Below are 16,733 nucleotides of genomic sequence, written 5' to 3' on the forward strand. Positions count from 1 at the left end.
TGACATTGCCCTATAATAGTTAAATTTGCACTTATGTGACATATAACAAGGAATAGTCCCATCTATAGCGAAGGCATTATAACATACACTTATACAATAAGGAGGCTTTCATTTGGAATATACTACTACATGTAAATTAGAGCTATCCGAACGATTCGATTATGTTACGATTGACTTAGACAAACTGTTTTTTTACATCGAAGTTGTAAATTTACAAAGTAATATAACTGTATTAAAAATATCAATTAACTTGCAAAAAGACGAAACGATGGTAGAGGGAAATACAATTCATTATGATACTTTTCACGTAGATGCATTATTACAAGGATTGAAATATGTTGCTCGAACATGTATTGATCATAATTTAAAAAACCAAAAGGAACTGTTCGCATTTCTAGAAGAAAATTAGCTCCAATAAAAAAATGGTTATTTTTTCTTTTTATTGATATAATTTCTATATAGAAATATTCTTTGTAAGGGAGTGTTCATAATGATTTGGATTTCACTAATTGTATTAGCTTATTTCATCATTCTCGTCCCAATACAGTACAACTACATTAAAATGCTCAAAGAAAAACAGAAAAAAATGAGTGTCTCACAAAACGAACTATATGACAACATGTCTTATGAAGAATCCCAAGTACATTACCATTATCAAAGTAACGTATTTACAATACCTGCTTCGCTTGTCGCAAGTATTATTTATAAAGTGAAACATGCTGCATAATATGTACGCTGTAAAATTATTATTTGAGTCCGTTCATTCTGATGAGCCTGATTCTACGAAAATTGATGAGCATTATGAAGAGAATCACGATACACTTTTTGAAGAAAGTATTATTCTTGTTAAAGCAAACAGTTTGGAAGAAGCTCATGCACTAGGTGAACAAATCGCTATACAGTCTGAGCATACGTACGATAATATGTACGGCCAGCAAATAACATGGACGTTTCGAAAACTATTGCATGTGTTTGAATTAGACGATACCCCATTTGAAACCGGAAAAGAATTGTATGCAAGATTTTTACACGTTAAGGAAGACGAAATGGTAAATGCAGTCGTACAAAAATACTATCCTGAATACGAATAAAAGCTCACAGCAATCGCTGTGAGCTTTTTTATACTTACTTCGTTGAATCTCTAAATTGGATACGGTGAGGTAAGATAACAGTGTGATCTTCCACTTTTTCTTTGTTCATATACTTTGTTAATAGACGCATTGCTACTGCACCGATATCATACATCGGTTGAACAACTGTTGAAAGCTGCGGACGAACCATTAATGCAAGGCGTGTATTATCGAAACCAAGTACTTCTACGTCAGTTGGTACGTTTAATCCAGCGTCTTGTGCTGCATGGATTACACCTAGTGCCATTTCATCAGAAGATACGAAGATTGCTGTTGGCTTTTCATCATTGCTCCAAAGCTTTTCGAATGCTTCGATACCTGAGTCATATGTGTAATCTCCATCGATTACAAGATTTTCATCATATGAAATACCTGCTTCTTCTAAAGCTTTTTTGTAACCTTGTAACTTCTTCGCGCTTCCCGCTTTATCAATGAAAGGACCAGAGACGAAACCGATACGTTTATGTCCTTGCTCGATAAAGTGCTTCATTGCATCATAAGCTGCTTGTGTATAATCAATATTTACTGATGGCGTTTCATTTTGCTCATCAAATGATGCTGCTAATACAATTGGTACTGGAGATTTTTTAAATTCTTCAATGTGAATGTCTGTAATATCTTCACCCATGAAAACAATTCCGTCCACTTGTTTTCCAAGCATCGTATTTAATAAATGGAACTCTTTCTCTTTATTTTGGTCAGAGTTACTTAAAATGATGTTATATTTGTACATTGTTGCGATATCTTCAATTCCACGAGCTAGTTCTGCATAAAACGTATTTGAGATATCAGGAATAATAACACCTACTGTAGTTGTCTTCTTACTTGCTAGTCCACGTGCTACCGCATTTGGGCGGTATCCTAAACGATCAATTGCTTCTAATACTTTCTTTCTTGTTGTAGGCTTTACATTTGGGTTACCGTTCACAACGCGTGATACGGTAGCCATTGAAACGTTCGCTTCACGCGCTACATCATATATTGTTACGTTCATCTCATCGCACACTCCTTCTATTTTTGTTATCTATTTTTATGTATCGGTTACTTGAATGAAAAAAAGACATCAACTCTATTTGCAGATGCCACCAATCGTCCCGAGTTCTTCCTTTTACTAATGATACGATAAAAACGCAGGCTCATACAATATTTTCCCGCAAAAGTTTCGAAAAAATTCGCTTCTTTTCTCGTATTTTCGTATTTTTTATGAAAAAAGGGCATTTTTTGTAAAAAAATAGATGTTTCCTTAGTAGAAATCTTATTTTAAGCAGTACGATAGTAAATGAAATTTATATCGGCGATTTTTCGAATATATCGACTGTAACTCGAAATATATCAGCGATTTTCCAAATATATCGACCGCAACTCTAATTATATCAGCGATTTTTTAAATATATCAACTTACCAACAAAAATCGACAATGACAGTCGCTATACAATAGGAGAAAGCTGTTCCAAAATGCCTTTTTGGAACAGCTCATTAAAAGTTTTTATAATTTACTTCCAAATGATTTTAATTCATTCATAAAATCATTGAACTGCGGTATATTCATTTGTTGCGCTGCATCAGATAAAGCTACAGCTGGATCTGGATGTACTTCAGCCATAATTGCGTCTGCACCAATTGCCATCGCTGCTTTTGCAGTTGGTAAGAGAAGGTCACGTCGCCCTGTAGAATGCGTTACATCGACAACGACAGGTAAATGTGTTTCTTTCTTTAAAATCGGCACAGCGGAAATATCAAGCGTATTACGCGTCGCTCTTTCATACGTGCGAATACCTCGTTCACATAAAATAATGTTCCCATTTCCCTTTGCCATAATATATTCTGCCGCATTAATGAATTCTTCAATCGTTGCTGATAGACCACGTTTTAATAATACTGGTTTATTTACAGCACCAGCTGCCCTTAGCAAATCAAAGTTTTGCATATTGCGAGCGCCAATTTGAATAACATCAACGTAATCTAATGACATCTCAATATCATTCGGATTTAAAATTTCACTAATAACAGCCAAATCATATTCATCTGCTACCTGGCGCAAAATTTGTAATCCCTCTAATCCAAGACCTTGAAAATCATACGGTGAAGTACGTGGTTTGAACGCACCACCACGCATTAATTTCAGACCTTGCCCTTTCATTGCTTCAGCAACTTGACGTACTTGTTCATAACTTTCCACTGCACACGGTCCCATAATAAAATGCTGATTTCCGTCACCAATTTTTTCACCATTAATTTCAACAATCGTATCTTCTGTTTTTTTCTTACGAGAAACAAGTAATGCTTTACGATGATCGTCTTCTTGTAATTCTAAACCAGCTTGAAAAATTTGTTTGAAAATATGTTGTAAAGTCGAAGTTTCAAATGGACCATTATTATTCTCTGCAATTAAATCCAGCATATTTCTTTCACGTACAGGATCAAAACGTTTCACACCTTGTACTTCTTTTAAATTACCAACTTCTTGTACGAGACGACCTCTTTTGTTTAGTAACTCTAATATTTGTAAATTAAGTTGATCAATTTCAGAACGTAAACGACCTAATTGTTGTGATGCCATAAGAAAGCCACCTCTTTCAAATTCCTATATGTTACTTTTTTAAGATAATTTATTATAGCTGATACATATACGATTGTCACACGATATACAGCAAGGAATTACTATCAAAAAACATTATATATTTTCATTTAAAATAAAAAAAAGACAGTTTATATACTGTCTTTTTTTACAAGAAGGAAACAAACGGTTTATCACTGTTTTTCTCTTTTATAATAACGGCCTCAATTTTACTCTCGGACTTGATCTGTAATTGTACTTTCGCATCTTTAGGCAATTTGTCTAACATGCCTTGAGCAGCCAATTGGGTAAGAGCCATTAATTCTGTTTTACCGTTATATTTAATAACAATATTCATATTTAATGTATCCATTTGATCTTTCTTATAAGAAACTTTAGCGTTGACTGGAATAAAATCCCCATTAGAAAAACCTTTTATTTCCTTAGCAAAGTTATTTATTTTTGTATTATCTTCTCCATGTGCTTGTGTAAATTCATCAGAAGGATATGAATACGACTTTTCATCGATCGTACTCCAATTTCCAAGGTTCGTATCATTCTTTTGAACAGTAGCACTAGCAATATACGTACCATTTTTTAAAGAACTTGTACTTTCTTGCTTAAAGATAGCAAACGTAATTGGAGATTTGTTATATTTATCATTTTTGTTAATAGCTTCAATAAGTTGTTTAGCAACTTCAGTCCCTTTAGACATAGCCTCTTCATTCGATACACTTGAAGACATAGCTAAGCCAATCATAACACCAGATAAACTTAATTCATTTGAATTCTGTTTTCCGAAATAGTCTTGTTCTATAATATTCGTCAAAACTGGCGCTTCTACTTTCGCAACTAGTTCATCAATTAGTTTCTCTGGAATATACTGGTTTAATTGCAGTACGTGACTCTCTGTATCAAATTGCTGCGTTGCAATATTTATTAAACCATTTTCATACTCTGCTAAATCTAATTTAGAATTTGTTTTTATATTAGCTGTATTAATAACCTTTTGTTCTTTTAAAGGAATAACAGTTCTATAATAATCTTTAGAAACAGCAGTTCTCGGAATCATACTTTTTTCTTTTGTATCTTTTTGTATAACTTCATCCTTCTTACTAATCGTATTACTATTGTTACTACAAGCTCCCAGTAATAAACTTACGACTGCGAAGGATAATGCCATTTTCTTCATTACTTAAAACCTACTTTCAACAATCTAGTTATTTAGTTTGAACTATTAATAGTGTACCACTAAATATATTTCAACAAAAACAAAAAAAAAGAAGCAAGCACCTTTAGCTTGCTTCTTTTTACTTTATATTCTCTTCTAAAGCATCTTTTTTAATATTCCAATGAGATGTATTCCATACTACCATCCCATCTTTTATGTATAACACTTGCGGTGATTCATGTCTAATACTGTATTGTTCTGCAACACGATTTGACACATCTCTCGCATCTTGTACGTATAAGTAATACGCTGGTACTTCTCTTTCTTCGCTGCAATACGCTTGAAATTCTGTGTATGCACCGTGACTAATTGGGCATGTCGTACTGTGTTTAAAAAGAACATACGGCTCGTTCTTTTCTACTAAGACTTCAAGCTCTTCAATTGTTTCAAGTTTTGTCATATTCATCACGATTCACCTCTCATACGAAATCTAGAGCGTTTCTCTTTCTTTTCAGCTTTTTTCTCAATTCTTTCTAATTTACGCTCTTCTTTTTCAACCTTCTTCTCTTGTCTCGACGCACGGTAATGATTGTATACTTCAATCGCCGCACTGCTCCACTGTACAACTTGCGCTACTTTATCAGCGTTATTTTCAATTTCGTCCGTTACAGAGTCTGATACATTACGAAGCTTCGTATTTAAAGATTGGATTGTCGTTCCAATCCCATCTACACCCGCTACCACTTTATTTAATGACTGTGACTTCTGTTGAATATCATCAGCTAACGCATTCGTTTTATGTAATAATTGCTCTGTCTCTACGCTAATTCCTTGCATTTGTTTTTCTAAACCTTCTAACGTGCTTGCAACGTTTTCTAACGTCTTCTGAACCGATAACAACGTTCTGCATACATACACTACTAATACTGCGAAAGCAACCGCGATAATAGCCGCACTTACATATAAAAGAACTTGCATTTCATCACTTCCTTTATCTTTTTCATACTTTCCCCTATTATACAATCATTTTCCGTTTCATTCTAATCCCTATCTCATCATTAGAATTTTCATACTTATTCGTTAACTGTAACATAAATCATTCAACAAATTCCACTAAGTAGGTTACAATAGGAGAGGATACATAATTAGTAGGGAGGCTTTACATATGAAAGATCCACGTATTGAAAAGTTAGCATACAATTTAATTAACTACTCTATCCGCTTACAAAAAGGTGAAAAAGTATTAATTGAAAACTTTGGCTTACAAAAAGAACTTGTAACTGCACTTGTAAAAGAAGCATATGCAGCTGGTGGTTTCCCATTCGTCTCTTTAAAAGATCATCAAGTAGATCGCTCTTTATTAATGGGTGCTACTGAAGAACATTTCGAACAAATCGCTGCATATGAAGCAAGCGTAATGAAAGACATGGACGCTTATATCGGCCTTCGCTCTGGCGATAATATTAATGAACAAGCTGACGTTCCAAGTGAGCGTATGAAAGTTCATGGCCAAACAGTTGGTAAAAAAGTTCATAGAGACATTCGCGTTCCAAAAACACGCTGGGTTGTTCTTCGCTACCCAAATGCTTCTATGGCACAGCTTGCTAAAATGAGTACAGAAGCTTTCGAAGACTTCTACTTTGAAGTATGTAACTTAGACTACGGTAAAATGGATAAGGCGATGGACAGCCTTGTTACATTAATGAATAAAACAGATAAAGTTCGTTTAACTGGTCCTGGAACTGACTTAACATTCTCTATTAAAGACATTCCAGCAATTAAATGCTCAGGTCATTTAAACATTCCAGACGGTGAAGTATACTCTGCACCAGTTCGTGATTCTGTTAACGGTACAGTTTCTTACAACACACCATCTCCTTACAACGGTTATACATTTGAAAATGTACAACTTAAGTTCGAGAACGGCCAAATCGTTGAAGCAACTGCAAACGATTCAGAACGCATTAACAAAATCTTCGATACAGACGAAGGCGCACGCTACGTTGGTGAGTTCGCAATCGGCGTAAACCCATACATCTTACATCCAATGGGAGACATCCTATTCGATGAAAAAATCGATGGCAGCTTCCACTTCACTCCTGGACAAGCTTACGACGATGCATGGAACGGTAACAACTCGAACATCCACTGGGATTTAGTATGTATCCAACGCCCTGAATACGGCGGCGGCGAAATTTACTTTGACGACGTACTAATCCGTAAAGACGGGCGCTTCGTTGTACCTGAATTAGAAGCTTTAAACCCAGAGAACTTAAAATAATGAAAAACGCTCGGAATTTTCGCCGAGCGTTTTTTTATTATCCTCACTCTATATCGAGCTACTGTTCTTACTTTTTGTTTGCTGAAAATGAAAATAATATAAAAGTGCCACTGCGATAGTACCTATTAATATGGGTACATATAAAGGCAGGTTCCATTTCATATTTACCCTAGTGCAGATAGCAAACACCAGCATAATTTCCAAGCAAAAAAGGTTTTATATATTTCATTTCTTACCTGCCATTTCTATTTTCGCATGTGGATTTTCTTTCTCTATAAGCGCCAAGAATTCATCCATATTTTGCGGCATCGCAACCATATGTACTTTATATGCATTCGTCGTAATTTCAAGAGACTTTCCGACCTGACGTATAATTCTCACATCTTTTAATACAATATCATCATTTAAAATACCGTACTTTAATACGCCATTTTCTACTTTATGTTTTTTAATAAATACTTCCCAAACGATTGGTACATTTACAATGAAGCATAAACCCATCCCAATCAACGCTGACATCCAATGCGCTTTATTAGTGAAAAGCATGACAATTGGATATATAAACATAAAAACTAACGTAAGGCAAACGAAAATGACTACTGACTTACTTCTTTGAATTGGAAAGTTCATACCTACACCCCTAATCCAAATTATACCACTATTTCTATTTTGGTTCATAGAAAAAGGCCATTTCTAAATGACCTTTTACACAATGTACCTATAAAATTTTTTATCTACCTGTAGCACCGGAAAGTTTTTCGGCAACTCGTCTATACTCACACTTTGAAAACCATTCTTTTCATAAAAACGATGTGCCGCTAAAAATTTTACTGTTGTTCCTAAGTAAATATCTTTCAATTTTTTATCCTCAGCCCATGAAATTGCTGTTTGAAGCAACATATGTGATGCGCCCCATTCTTTTCCGCGAAACTCTTTTTGTACGAACATTTTTCTTAGCGCTACTTGATGATTCTCAATATCTAATAAAGCTACTGTTCCAACTACTTTACCATCATAAATTGCTACCCAAAAGTTTCCGTGACCCTTTTGATAGAATGTTTCTATTTCAAGTAAATCAGGTTGCTCTTCTTTCGTAATTGAAACATTATACTCTTTTTGCTGAATATGAACGATAAGATCTACTACTTCCTCTTGAAACGTACCTTCATATGGAACAATACGAATCTTCTCGTTCATCGAATCTCTTTCCATTCTGAAGCTAGTAAACTATATACAGCGATATCATGAAAATGATCATATAGCCATTCTTCATCTCGTAAAATACCATCTAACTTAAATCCTAAACGTTCTGGAATTGCTCGGCTTTTCGCATTTCCAACACCGCACCGAATTTCAATTTTATTCAGCTTTAAGTTTTCAAATGCATAGTGAAGTACAGCCTTTACGCTACGCGTCATAATACCTTTCCCGCCAGCATCTTCTGCAAGATAATACCCAAGACTCGTCGCTTTCTTCCCCCAACTCACTGGATGAATGCCTACCATCCCAACGAGCTTTCCTTTGTAACGTATACCACTTTCAAAACCGTCTCCCTCTGCAAACTTCTTTAACCACATCGGAAAAATTTCATCATAAGCATCAGCAGATTTTGTCCCATCTACCCAAGGGAGCCATTTTCGTAAATGATTACGGTTTTGATCTAATAATTGATATAATTCCTCTTTATGATGTTTTTCTAGTAATTGTAGTTCGATTTCGTCATCTACTCGGAGTGTGAACATGTTTTTTAGTCCCCTTTTTAGTTTTCTTATTATTCTAACATTTATATTTCAAAACGCGTACCAATATATCAACGATTTTTGAAATATATCGAACACAACTCCATATATATCGACGTTTCAACATTAATGCACAACCACGACAACATAAAAAAGACGCACAGCCAAGCTATGCGTCTTTTCTATTATTTCTCTGCAACTTGAACTTCTTTTACGTAAGCCGCTTCGAATTTTTGGATGTCACCTGCGCCCATGAAAATTAGAACGCCGTTTTTATGTTTCTTTAATACATCCGTTGTTGTATCTGTAATTAATTCTGCACCGTCAATACGCTTTTGCAGATCTTCGATTGTTAATTCACCTTTGTTTTCACGTGCTGATCCGAAAATATCACATAAGTATACTTGGTCAGCCTTGCTTAGGCTTTCTGCGAACTCATCTAAGAACTTTTCTGTACGTGAGAATGTATGTGGCTGGAATACAGCGACAATTTCACGCTCTGGATGTTTTTGACGAGCAGCTTCAATCGTTGCATTAATCTCTGTCGGATGGTGTGCGTAGTCATCGATGATTACTTGCTCTCCCATCGGCTTTTCATTAAAGCGACGTTTTACGCCTTCAAAAGTTGTTAATTGATGTTTTACTGCTTCTACATCAACATTTTCATAATGGCAAAGCGCGATTACTGCTAACGCATTTAATACGCTGTGATTGCCGTATCCTGTAATTTTGAACGTATCATAGTACGTGTTACGAACGAATACATCAAATATTGTACCATCTGTTCTCTTTTGAATGTTGCGTGCTTGGAAATCATTATCTTCTCCAAATCCATAGAAAATAACAGGTACTTTCGCTTGAATTTTTTGAAGTTCTTCATCATCTCCACATGCAATAATGCCTTTTTTCACTTGCAATGCCATCTCTTGGAATGCACTGAATACATCATTGATGTCTGCAAAATAATCTGGATGATCAAAATCAATATTCGTCATAATTGCATAGTCTGGATTATAAGACAAGAAATGACGACGATACTCACAAGCTTCAAATACAAAATACTTACTATTTTCTACCCCATGCCCTGTTCCATCTCCAATAAGGTAAGATGTTGGGTGTGCACCTTGCATTACATGGGCTAACAAACCTGTTGTTGATGTTTTTCCGTGTGCACCAGTTACAGCAACACTTGTGTATTGGCTCATCAGGTCACCTAAGAAATGATGGTAACGATGGACTGGGATGTTTAATTCTTTTGCTGCTACGATTTCTTCATGCGTATCAGGAAATGCATTTCCTGCAATAATCACTTGTCCTTCTTCTACATTATTCTTATCAAAAGGAAGGATCGAGATACTACGCTTTTCCAACGCTGTTTGTGTAAAGAAACGCTTTTCATAATCAGACCCTTGAACAGTATGCTTCATATCATGAAGAATTTGCGCTAATGAACTCATTCCTGTTCCTTTAATTCCTACAAAATGGTAAACTGTCATCTTAAAGAACCTCCAACATTTCGAACTAATACAACGGCCTATCTATAAGACAGTATATGAATCTTTTCTTATTTTGGTAATCATCATACATTTTTGATGTAGTGAAGTTATTCTTTCCCTTCACTTATCAGGATAAACTCGTACGTACTTCTTTATATGTCCATAATAAGTCCATTATAGCAAAAAAGAAGCCGCTATACTATGATAACAGAAAAACTGATAGGGTCAATCACCTATCAGTTTTTCTCTCTTTTACATCTCTTCTCTTTTTTCTAATTGAACACGCTCTAAACGTGGGTTTGGACGATATTTACGACCAGCTTTTGCTTCTGGTTTCCCATTTAGTTCTACATTATCACCAGTAAAGCCAATATTCATTTTTAATAAGCTACTTCCTACCCCGTATATGTCAACAGGTACGTTTTGAGCTTCAAATTCACGAATACGCTTCTCATCAAATCCACCAGTTACAACGATGTCTACATGCTGGAATCCTTCTTCATCAAGTGCTTTACGAAGTGCGAATACAAGCGATGGGTTTACACCACGTGGATCGAATGTTCCAAGTACTTCTGGGTGGCGAATAAAGTATTGATCAATCATCGTGCGGGACGTATCTACACGTACACCCTTTAATGTTGATCCAAATTCACGCGCTACGCGAAGTGCATCTGTAATGACATCATTGTTGTAATCAATTAATACAACTAATTCATCTTCTGGGAATTTCTTATGATATGCTTTTGCCGCTTCCACAACATCACCATTAAACATTTGAATTAATGCGTGAGGCATCGTCCCCATACCACTTTTGCCCCACCATTCATTCATCGCATGCGTCGCTTGTGCGCTCATACCTCCGATGTATGCTGCATAACCGTCACCAGCTTGTTGTGTATAATGATCATCACGGTCTCCCATGAAAATAACTGGTTTTTCTTTATCTACGCTACGCGCAGCTTGGACAACGTTATATACGTTTGTCGCAACCGATGTACGACGAGCTAAAATCCCATCAATGACACCTTCTAAAAATCCGAAATTTTCATAAGGACCATGAATTGTTAACACTGTTTCAAATGGACTAATTTTATCGCCATCTTTTAAAGAGTTAATCTCAAGTTCCTCAGGATTTTTAGCGAATGTTTGTAGCAATGCAATTACTTCATCCGTTCCGCAAAGAACTGCATTTTCCTTTTGGAAAAATTGCATCGTTACAACACTTTTCGGGCGAAATTCTTCGATGATTTCTCTAGTCTTTAAAAAGTAAACGGCAGAGAACCAACCTTCTCCAACACGTTCGTCAAATTTAAATGTTTTATTTGTTAGTCTATTTATTTCACCTTTTAATTTTAATTCAATTTCTTTCATGTCGCTTTACTCCCTACTTTACTATCCAACATTTTCTCTTAGTATACAGCAAAACCGTTTACTATACATTTGTTTCCTGCATAGCGGCAAATTCATCCTCAGAAATAAGGACATCTCTCGGTTTCGTTCCTCTACCTTCAGAAATAATTCCTTGCGATTCCATCTCTTCAATGAGACGTGCCGCGCGATTATAACCGATGCGGAATTTTCGCTGTACAGAAGATGTGGACGCTCCCCCTTGTTCTACAACAAATTGACATGCATCAAGGAACAATTCGTCTTCCGACTCAGCTTGTTCTGTTTTCGCTAATAAATCCTCTTGCTTAAATAAGTAATTCGGCTTCATTTGCTTTTTCACATGATCAACTGTTTTTTCAATCTCATCATCCGATACATATACACCTTGTACACGAACTGGTTTAGATGTACCGTTCCCTAAGAATAACATATCACCACGGCCAAGTAATTTCTCCGCGCCCCCAATATCAATAATCGTACGCGAATCAACTTGAGATGATACAGTAAACGCAATACGCGTTGGAATGTTTGACTTAATTAAACCTGTAATAACATCTACAGATGGACGCTGCGTCGCTACTAATAAATGAATACCACAAGCACGTGCTTTTTGCGCAATACGACAAATCGCTTCCTCAACATCACCAGGTGCTACCATCATTAAATCGGCTAACTCGTCAATGACAATAACGATATAAGGTAATGTCTCTCCTGGAATTTCTCGCTCACTTACAATCGTATTGTAGCGAGTTAAATCACGAGCACCAGCATGCGCAAACAATTCATAACGGCGTTCCATTTCCTCAACTGCCCATTTTAATGCAGCTGTTGCTGCTTTTACATCCGTAATAACAGGTGCTACAAGATGTGGAACAGAATTGTATGGTGCAAGCTCAACCATCTTCGGATCGATTAACATTAACTTCACTTCATGTGGTTTCGCTTTATATAAAATACTCGTTAAAATCGCGTTAATACACACACTTTTACCTGAACCTGTTGCACCCGCAATAAGTCCGTGCGGCATTTTTCGAATATCCGTTACAATTGGATCCCCTGAAATATCAAGTCCAAGCGCAACAGTAAGCGGTGATTCACTCTTTGTGAATACAGGACTTCTCAAAATTTCGCGAAGAAATACTGGCTTACTTTCTTTATTTGGAACTTCAATTCCAATTGCACTCTTCCCTGGAATCGGCGCTTCAATACGAATATCTTTCGCAGCTAAACTTAACTTAATATCATCACTTAAATTTGTAATTTTATTTACTTTCACACCTGGGTCTGGCTGTACTTCAAAACGAGTTACTGCTGGACCTTGTGATACATTAATAACATGTGCGCCAACATGAAAATTATTAAACGTTGTATCTAATAATTCTTTCTGCTCCTCTAACCATTCTGTATTATCTAACGCTGATTGCTGTGGAATCGACAACAGCGCTAATGGTGGAACAGTATATGTCGGTGGTGTATGCAATACATTTCGCATATCGTTCTCTCTTTGATTTACAACATATGCTTTCTCTTGTACTTCCGTACTTGAAATTGGCTTTTGTACTTGCTGCACTGGGCGCTCTTCCACTTGTGGTTCTACTACCACCTGCTGCACTGGGCGTTCTTCCACTTGTGGTTCTACTACCACCTGCTGCATTGGGTTTTCTTCCACTTGTGGTTCTGCTACTACTTGCTGCACTGGGCGTTCTTCCACTTGTGGTTCTGCTACTACTTGCTGCACTGGGCGTTCTTCCACTTGTGGTTCTGCTACCTCTTGTTGTACTGGCTTATTCTCTACTCGTACATTAGCAGAAGGCTGCATTGCATTTGCTCTAGCTGCATGTCTTTCCATTAATCGTGTTCTATCTTGTTTCAACATAACAACATTAAATGGTACATGGCGCTTTTTCTCACGTTTTGGTTCTTCTTTTTGTACAACTGGTTGCTCTTCTGCGATTGGTGTTTCTTCTATAACTCGTTGCTCTTCTACGACTGGTGTTTCTTCTACAACTCGTTGCTCTTCTGCGACCTGTGCTTCTTCTACAACTCGTCTATTTTCCTCTGTTTCTGCAATTAAAACATTCGCAAAGCTTTGAACATCTTTCTTCGTTTGTTCATCAGCCTCAGCAACATGTATGAATTCACTCTTTTGTTCAATTGCTTCATCTTCTTGCTGAATTTCCTCAAGTGCTACAAATGTCTCTACTACAGGCGCTTTTGTTTCTGCAATCACTTCTGTTTCTGCAATCACTTCTGTTTCTGCAATTACTTCCACTTCTTCTGACTCTTTCGCTTCCGCAATTACTTCCACTTCTTCTGACTCTTCTGTTTCTACAATCACTTCTACTTCTTCTGCTTCCGCAATTACTTCCACTTCTTCTGACTCTTCCGTTTCTGCAATTACTTCCACTTCTTCTGACTCTTCCGTTTCTGCAATTACTTCCACTTCTTCTAGCTCTTTTGCTTCCGCAATTACTTCCACTTCTTCTGACTCTTCTGCTTCCGCAATTACTTCCACTTCTTCTAACTCTTCTGCTTCCGCAATTACTTCCACTTCTTCTGACCCTTCTGCTTCCACTTCTTCAGGTGCCTCTGTTTCCATAACTACTTCTTCAAGCTCTTCCGTTTCTGCAATTACTTCTACTTCTTCCGTTTCCGCAATTACTTCCACTTCTTCTGACCCTTCTGCTTCCACTTCTTCAGGTGCCTCTGTTTCCATAACTACTTCTTCAAGCTCTTCCGTTTCTGCAATTACTTCTACTTTTGACACTTCTTCTGGTATTTCCACAATGATTGTTTCTTCAAGTTTTTCTTCTGCTTTGACAATCACTGATTCTTCTGGAGCTTGCTTTTCTACTTCAATAGTAGGTTGTTTTATTTCTGTGTTACGTTTAATTTCTTCTGATAATATTGTATCCTCGTGCTCTACTTTAGAAGCTACTAATTCTTCTTGTAGATTGTTTTCGTTTAACACCACTACATCTTTTTCTAGCTTAGCACTTTCCATCTGCTCAGCTACTGTTTTATGAAGTAATTCATCCGCTGAAACTTCCTGCGGTGTACTCATTTCTTGAATCACTTCTTTTTCTTCTACTAAAGGCACTTGGCGTTCGATTTCATAACCGTTTTTCTCTAGCCATTGATCAACTACTGACTTTTCTTCCTTTTTATTCTCTTCATATTGTTGCTCTCCTTGCTGGTTAGCAGCTCTATGACTAGAAGAAGTTGGTGCTTGTCCTTCTGAGAAATCAGATAATTTATATCCTTTTTTCTCTAACCATGCATCAACGACTGATTTACCCTCTACAGATATTTCAAGGTCTTCTCTTTCCTTTACTTCCTCCTGCTTTTCTTCCTTTTTCTCTACTGAAGGACGATTATATCCATAAATTGGCGAAATCATTTCTGTTGGACGAAATGGTCTACGGTTACTCTCTTGCGAAGGTGCAGATGCCTTTTTAACGACAGACTCCCGCACCGGTTCATATTGCACTTCCGGCTCTTCATATGTAGAAACTACCTTTTCCACATACGATCGTCTGCTTCTTTCCACCTTTATTCCTCTTTGGGCAGTAGGTTCTTCATATGTTACTCCTTGAACAGGTTGTTCTTCGAAGCGATTTACTTCGCTTTCATCCTCTTCATCGAACCCATTATCCGGTACTAAAGGAAAACGGCATTTACCTGCATTCCTACTTGCCATTTGTGCTTCTCTTGCTTCAGTGTAGTGGTTTACACGAGGAATTTTCGGCTGACTTTCAATTTGCTTTGGTACTTCTTTATTCATCGCTGTTTGTTCTTCCTCTTTGTTAAACAGCTTTTTCATCCAATCTAACATGCTTACCACTCTTTCTACTAAATAGTAACATCCTTTATTGTATCAGCATTCGGCAAAAAGTGCAGGTAAAATTAAGCATGTCATATTTATCCACAATATTCTAATTTACGAGTGTTTCATATGAAAAAACGCAGCCTTTTATATAAGACTGCGCTTAAGCTTTACTCTTCTGATATGCATCTATACTATCCGTTACACTTTGCAATAAAGAATTTACATATTGCGGGTCAGATAATTTTTTATCTTCTTCATGGTTTGACATAAACCCAAGTTCTAATAACACACCAGGAACCTTTGCCCAATTAAATCCAGAAAGATCATCCCGAAATTTAATTCCATTTACTTTTACTTGTTGATTCTCCCTCATTTTATTTACAATCATTTGAGAGATTTGAAGACTTTCCGCATAAATCTCTTTCGTATACGGACTTCCTTCTGCCGGCGTCAATACAGCAAATCCACTTTCGTTTGGATTTTCAGAACCATCTGCATGAAGACGTAAAAATAAATTCGCCTTATGATTATTTGCGAATGTCGCCCGTTCTTTATTACTTATATCAACGTCTTGTGATGTTCTCGTCATTAATACTTGTATCCCTTTTGCTTCAAGCTTTTCTTTTAATAAAAAAGCCATTTCTAATACAAGTACAGCCTCTCTCTTTTTCGTCACAACACCTGTTGTACCGTCTGTCACTTTATATTTTTGCGTTGTTGCCCCTGGTCCAATTGGCTCTAAATTTAAATTCGCTTTTTGTTGATGCCCTGGATCAATAACGACGAGAAACTTCTCTTGTTTTTCATTACTCTCTACTTTTTGTTCATTATTTTGCACTGGTTGCTCAATTGGCTGCACTGGCGTAGTTTCTTCTTTCTTTTCCTCAGATGATACTTCCTCTTGCTTATGTTCTACTTGCTCATTCGTTTGAATTGCTTGCAATTCTTCGTTTTTTTCTTGTTCTTGCTGTTTTTCTACCGGTGCGTCTTCTTTGGTATCTTTGTTTTTCTCTTGTATAGAAGATGTAGTTTCTTTTTTCGGCTGCTCTTGTGAACAACCGGCCATATATATTCCAATGAATGCAATCATGCTCATTATTTTTATATACTTCATACTTCTCTCCCATCACTTTGCACCAGA

16 protein-coding genes and 1 pseudogene are annotated in these 16,733 nt (G+C 36.6%); 4 read left to right on the top strand and 13 right to left on the bottom strand.

Annotated features, from left to right (window positions below; translation table 11 throughout):
* Nucleotides 1–112: 112 nt before the first annotated feature.
* From NST90_RS22130 to NST90_RS22140, 3 genes are all read left to right on the top strand, one after another.
* Nucleotides 113–409, top strand: coding sequence for a hypothetical protein (locus NST90_RS22130; RefSeq protein WP_046393028.1), 297 nt, complete (start codon nucleotides 113–115; stop codon nucleotides 407–409).
* Between the two features lie 81 nt (nucleotides 410–490).
* A complete protein-coding gene (locus NST90_RS22135; protein WP_000637902.1) occupies nucleotides 491–727 on the top strand; it encodes a DUF3949 domain-containing protein in 237 nt (78 codons plus the stop codon).
* A 1-nt stretch (nucleotide 728) separates the two neighbouring features.
* On the top strand, nucleotides 729–1,091 hold the full coding sequence (locus NST90_RS22140; protein ID WP_046393029.1) for a DUF4288 domain-containing protein: 363 nt from the start codon (nucleotides 729–731) through the stop codon (nucleotides 1,089–1,091).
* 34 nt (nucleotides 1,092–1,125) lie between these two features.
* Here the strand turns inward: NST90_RS22140 and ccpA are convergent, their stop codons facing one another.
* The 5 genes from ccpA to NST90_RS22165 all read right to left on the bottom strand — a co-directional run bounded on the left by ccpA (nucleotide 1,126) and on the right by NST90_RS22165 (nucleotide 5,836).
* Entirely contained in the window at nucleotides 1,126–2,124 is a 999-nt protein-coding gene (gene ccpA / locus NST90_RS22145) for a catabolite control protein A (protein ID WP_001103297.1), read from the bottom strand.
* A 492-nt stretch (nucleotides 2,125–2,616) separates the two neighbouring features.
* Entirely contained in the window at nucleotides 2,617–3,690 is a 1,074-nt protein-coding gene (locus NST90_RS22150) for a bifunctional 3-deoxy-7-phosphoheptulonate synthase/chorismate mutase (protein WP_000168214.1), read from the bottom strand.
* Nucleotides 3,691–3,856: 166 nt separating this feature from the next.
* Nucleotides 3,857–4,879 (bottom strand): CamS family sex pheromone protein, encoded by a 1,023-nt coding sequence (locus tag NST90_RS22155; RefSeq protein ID WP_000738025.1) that lies wholly within the window; start codon nucleotides 4,877–4,879, stop codon nucleotides 3,857–3,859.
* 118 nt (nucleotides 4,880–4,997) lie between these two features.
* Nucleotides 4,998–5,324 (bottom strand): bacillithiol system redox-active protein YtxJ, encoded by a 327-nt coding sequence (gene ytxJ, locus NST90_RS22160; protein WP_001057469.1) that lies wholly within the window; start codon nucleotides 5,322–5,324, stop codon nucleotides 4,998–5,000.
* Nucleotides 5,324–5,836 carry a DUF948 domain-containing protein gene (locus NST90_RS22165; RefSeq protein ID WP_001197720.1) on the bottom strand — a complete coding sequence of 171 codons (513 nt, stop codon included), beginning with the start codon at nucleotides 5,834–5,836 and terminating at the stop codon, nucleotides 5,324–5,326. The genes ytxJ and NST90_RS22165 overlap by 1 nt, the downstream gene beginning before the upstream one ends.
* Before the next feature lie 187 nt (nucleotides 5,837–6,023).
* Here NST90_RS22165 and NST90_RS22170 point away from each other — a divergent pair, with 187 nt between their 5' ends.
* Nucleotides 6,024–7,139, top strand: a complete 1,116-nt coding sequence (locus NST90_RS22170) for an aminopeptidase (protein WP_000654729.1) — start codon at nucleotides 6,024–6,026, stop codon at nucleotides 7,137–7,139.
* A gap of 48 nt (nucleotides 7,140–7,187) precedes the next feature.
* Here the strand turns inward: NST90_RS22170 and NST90_RS22175 are convergent.
* The 8 genes and pseudogenes from NST90_RS22175 to NST90_RS22210 form a co-directional block, all read right to left on the bottom strand.
* Nucleotides 7,188–7,368 (bottom strand): annotated as a pseudogene (locus tag NST90_RS22175) (hypothetical protein).
* Nucleotides 7,365–7,769: a PH domain-containing protein gene (locus NST90_RS22180; protein WP_001010640.1), complete on the bottom strand. Its 405-nt coding sequence runs from the start codon at nucleotides 7,767–7,769 to the stop codon at nucleotides 7,365–7,367. The pseudogene NST90_RS22175 and the gene NST90_RS22180 overlap by 4 nt, the downstream one beginning before the upstream one ends.
* Before the next feature lie 75 nt (nucleotides 7,770–7,844).
* Nucleotides 7,845–8,336 carry a GNAT family N-acetyltransferase gene (locus tag NST90_RS22185; protein WP_001003158.1) on the bottom strand — a complete coding sequence of 164 codons (492 nt, stop codon included), beginning with the start codon at nucleotides 8,334–8,336 and terminating at the stop codon, nucleotides 7,845–7,847.
* The gene (locus NST90_RS22190; protein ID WP_000494681.1) at nucleotides 8,333–8,881 is read right to left on the bottom strand and encodes a GNAT family protein; all 549 of its coding nucleotides are present in this window, start codon (nucleotides 8,879–8,881) and stop codon (nucleotides 8,333–8,335) included. Before NST90_RS22190 ends, NST90_RS22185 begins: the two co-directional genes overlap by 4 nt.
* 182 nt (nucleotides 8,882–9,063) lie before the next feature.
* Nucleotides 9,064–10,374, bottom strand: a complete 1,311-nt coding sequence (gene murC, locus NST90_RS22195; RefSeq protein WP_000219468.1) for a UDP-N-acetylmuramate--L-alanine ligase — start codon at nucleotides 10,372–10,374, stop codon at nucleotides 9,064–9,066.
* A 252-nt stretch (nucleotides 10,375–10,626) separates the two neighbouring features.
* Nucleotides 10,627–11,745 (bottom strand): nicotinate phosphoribosyltransferase, encoded by a 1,119-nt coding sequence (locus NST90_RS22200; RefSeq protein WP_000658370.1) that lies wholly within the window; start codon nucleotides 11,743–11,745, stop codon nucleotides 10,627–10,629.
* A 61-nt stretch (nucleotides 11,746–11,806) separates the two neighbouring features.
* On the bottom strand, nucleotides 11,807–15,598 hold the full coding sequence (locus NST90_RS22205) for a DNA translocase FtsK (RefSeq protein ID WP_283748102.1): 3,792 nt from the start codon (nucleotides 15,596–15,598) through the stop codon (nucleotides 11,807–11,809).
* Nucleotides 15,599–15,752: 154 nt separating this feature from the next.
* Complete coding sequence (locus NST90_RS22210) at nucleotides 15,753–16,706, bottom strand: N-acetylmuramoyl-L-alanine amidase (RefSeq protein WP_016123463.1); 954 nt, start codon at nucleotides 16,704–16,706, stop codon at nucleotides 15,753–15,755.
* Nucleotides 16,707–16,733 lie beyond the last annotated feature (27 nt).

Origin of the sequence: Bacillus sp. FSL E2-8900 (genome assembly GCF_037966225.1) — a bacterium.
GTDB classification, from domain to species: domain Bacteria; phylum Bacillota; class Bacilli; order Bacillales; family Bacillaceae_G; genus Bacillus_A; species Bacillus_A cereus.

Excerpts from the sequence above, each read along its gene's own strand:
- NST90_RS22135 (WP_000637902.1), top strand. The coding sequence starts at position 491 with ATGATTTGGATTTCACTAATTGTATTAGCTTATTTCATCATTCTCGTC.
- NST90_RS22140 (WP_046393029.1), top strand. The coding sequence starts at position 729 with ATGTACGCTGTAAAATTATTATTTGAGTCCGTTCATTCTGATGAGCCT.
- ccpA (WP_001103297.1), bottom strand. The coding sequence starts at position 2,124 with ATGAACGTAACAATATATGATGTAGCGCGTGAAGCGAACGTTTCAATG.
- NST90_RS22150 (WP_000168214.1), bottom strand. The coding sequence starts at position 3,690 with ATGGCATCACAACAATTAGGTCGTTTACGTTCTGAAATTGATCAACTT.
- NST90_RS22155 (WP_000738025.1), bottom strand. The coding sequence starts at position 4,879 with ATGAAGAAAATGGCATTATCCTTCGCAGTCGTAAGTTTATTACTGGGA.
- ytxJ (WP_001057469.1), bottom strand. The coding sequence starts at position 5,324 with ATGAATATGACAAAACTTGAAACAATTGAAGAGCTTGAAGTCTTAGTA.
- NST90_RS22165 (WP_001197720.1), bottom strand. The coding sequence starts at position 5,836 with ATGCAAGTTCTTTTATATGTAAGTGCGGCTATTATCGCGGTTGCTTTC.
- NST90_RS22170 (WP_000654729.1), top strand. The coding sequence starts at position 6,024 with ATGAAAGATCCACGTATTGAAAAGTTAGCATACAATTTAATTAACTAC.
- NST90_RS22180 (WP_001010640.1), bottom strand. The coding sequence starts at position 7,769 with ATGAACTTTCCAATTCAAAGAAGTAAGTCAGTAGTCATTTTCGTTTGC.
- NST90_RS22185 (WP_001003158.1), bottom strand. The coding sequence starts at position 8,336 with ATGAACGAGAAGATTCGTATTGTTCCATATGAAGGTACGTTTCAAGAG.
- NST90_RS22190 (WP_000494681.1), bottom strand. The coding sequence starts at position 8,881 with ATGTTCACACTCCGAGTAGATGACGAAATCGAACTACAATTACTAGAA.
- murC (WP_000219468.1), bottom strand. The coding sequence starts at position 10,374 with ATGACAGTTTACCATTTTGTAGGAATTAAAGGAACAGGAATGAGTTCA.
- NST90_RS22200 (WP_000658370.1), bottom strand. The coding sequence starts at position 11,745 with ATGAAAGAAATTGAATTAAAATTAAAAGGTGAAATAAATAGACTAACA.
- NST90_RS22205 (WP_283748102.1), bottom strand. The coding sequence starts at position 15,598 with ATGTTAGATTGGATGAAAAAGCTGTTTAACAAAGAGGAAGAACAAACA.
- NST90_RS22210 (WP_016123463.1), bottom strand. The coding sequence starts at position 16,706 with ATGAAGTATATAAAAATAATGAGCATGATTGCATTCATTGGAATATAT.